Below are 1,992 nucleotides of genomic sequence, written 5' to 3'. Positions count from 1 at the left end.
TGGATAATACAATGTTATACGACTTAAGGCGTATGGTTGTCGGGAATTGCTGAATCGGCTTACTCTCAACAATATATAACATTTTATTCGTTGATACCTTTAATGTGCTATGTAAAAATTTTAAGCTCAGGTCAGCTTAAAAACGTCCAAGCAACTATTTTTAGACATGGCTTTATAGCCTGACCAAACAAGAGAGGCGGCCCCTGACTATGGCAACATTACTGTTTTACAATGAGCCGGCATTTCTCAACCGCGAAGTGCATAAGACCCTTAAGTTCAAGGCATCGGACGACTATTCTTTCACGGAAGATGTAAACTCGGTACCACTGACAGGTATCGAGTTTTTTGAGGCCAGTCGTGATATGCCTGTGCTCTTCAGTAAGGATGATGAGGGTAACTTTTTTCCCCTTGCCCTGCTTTCGCTGATGGATGCAGGACATAAGCATCTGGGTGAGGCAGGCAGCTGGAGTGACAGCTATATTCCTGCTTTTATCCGCCGTTATCCTTTCGCCCTGACCGATGAAGGCACCGTTTGCTTTGATCAGAAAGCCAGTCAGTTCGATGGCGAAGAAGGTGAAGCGCTTTTCAGTGATGACGGTGAAAATACAGAAACACTGAATAACATAATTCAATTTCTTAATAACTATGATCAGCAGTACAAGCATACCCTTGATTATTGTAATGAATTAAAAGCGCTTGATCTGCTATCACCGTTTAATCTCCAGATTCTCCTGGAGAAGGATAAGCCCTTAAGACTCGAAGGATTAATGGTTATTGATGAGAAAAAACTGAATTCCATTCCGGAAAAAAAAGTGAAAAGCTGGTTTGATTCCGGTTGGCTGGCGTGGACCTATGCGCACTTACACTCATTGGGTGCATTAAACCGTCTTGTTAAGCGGCAGAAACCAAAACTGTAATATCAATGACCTCTTAGTGGGTTTAACGTTGAAAGGGACTTCAATAGTGAAAAAACTCATACAAATGGCCATGTTGGCATTAAGTCAATTAGTTTTAGTATTTGCTGCAAATGTCAATGCCCATCCTGAAGAGACGAGTGGCTATTCGGGAATAAGAATTGTTGGTGGTGATGAGCTTCCGCCGTTTTCCCGTCCATACATGGCGTCATTGAGAGCATTGGGAGACATCCATTTTTGTGGTGGGGCCTACATTGGTGGGAAGTATGTCCTGACGGCAGCCCACTGTGTCGAAGCCGTTGAAGATTATGCCGAATTTGTTTCCGTCTGGCTGGGGGGGCATAAACTCAGTGAACCGGACACCGGCAGGCTCTACCAGGTGGCAAGGTTTTATACCCACCCTGCTTATGACAATAGAGCCATAGATAACGATATTGCCATTATTGAATTACAGCAGGACGTCGAGGGTATTGAATCTGTTCCCCTGATTTCTGAAGAACAATTTGATGCTATCAAGAAAGCTTCAGTATTTGAGGCTATGGGCTGGGGATCCCTGGGGTACGATAAGGGGCAACCGGACACGCTGCATGTGGTTCAGGTTCCCTATGTGGATAGAGAGCTTTGTAACTCCAGGTATGAAGGGGCTATTACCAAAAACATGCTGTGCGCTGGCTTTGATGAAGGAGGAAAAGACTCCTGTCAGGGCGATAGCGGTGGCCCCCTGATTTATAACCACCAGGGCACCTGGTACCAGCTGGGTGTTGTGAGTTGGGGGTATGGTTGTGCTGAGCCGGGTTATCCGGGTGTCTATACCAACATAGTTGAACTGTTGGGTTGGGTAAGGCAGATAGTTCCTGATATTTGACTACCAGACCACAGGAAATCAGTGATTTGGCAAAAGAATAAATAGAATAATTATATAATTATACCTCGTTCCCACGGTCACGAGGAGGCGCTGTATGGGTATTTTTCTGCACTGGCATAGTGGCAGCTCACGCTCAGTAAGCTGCCAGAACCATTCATCATGTTTGCCATATTTCTTGCCATACCACTTCAGGCGCATCTTAAATCCATAGTG

Annotated in this window: 3 protein-coding genes; 2 read left to right on the top strand and 1 reads right to left on the bottom strand. The window is 44.9% G+C overall.

Features of this window, described 5'->3' with window-relative positions; all coding sequences use genetic code 11:
- Positions 1 to 209 precede the first annotated feature (209 nt).
- Complete coding sequence (locus KDK15_RS11030; protein WP_257295410.1) at positions 210 to 917, top strand: SapC family protein; 708 nt, start codon at positions 210 to 212, stop codon at positions 915 to 917.
- A 46-nt stretch (positions 918 to 963) separates the two neighbouring features.
- Entirely contained in the window at positions 964 to 1,779 is an 816-nt protein-coding gene (locus KDK15_RS11025) for a serine protease (protein ID WP_257295409.1), read from the top strand.
- A gap of 18 nt (positions 1,780 to 1,797) precedes the next feature.
- Here the strand turns inward: KDK15_RS11025 and KDK15_RS11020 are convergent.
- Positions 1,798 to 1,992 (bottom strand): hypothetical protein (locus KDK15_RS11020; RefSeq protein ID WP_257295408.1); only part of this gene is annotated, 195 nt, incomplete at its 5' end.

It is taken from the genome of Endozoicomonas sp. YOMI1, assembly GCF_024606345.1.
In the GTDB taxonomy this organism is placed as follows: domain Bacteria; phylum Pseudomonadota; class Gammaproteobacteria; order Pseudomonadales; family Endozoicomonadaceae; genus Endozoicomonas.
This window is presented reverse-complemented; position numbering and strand designations above follow the sequence as displayed.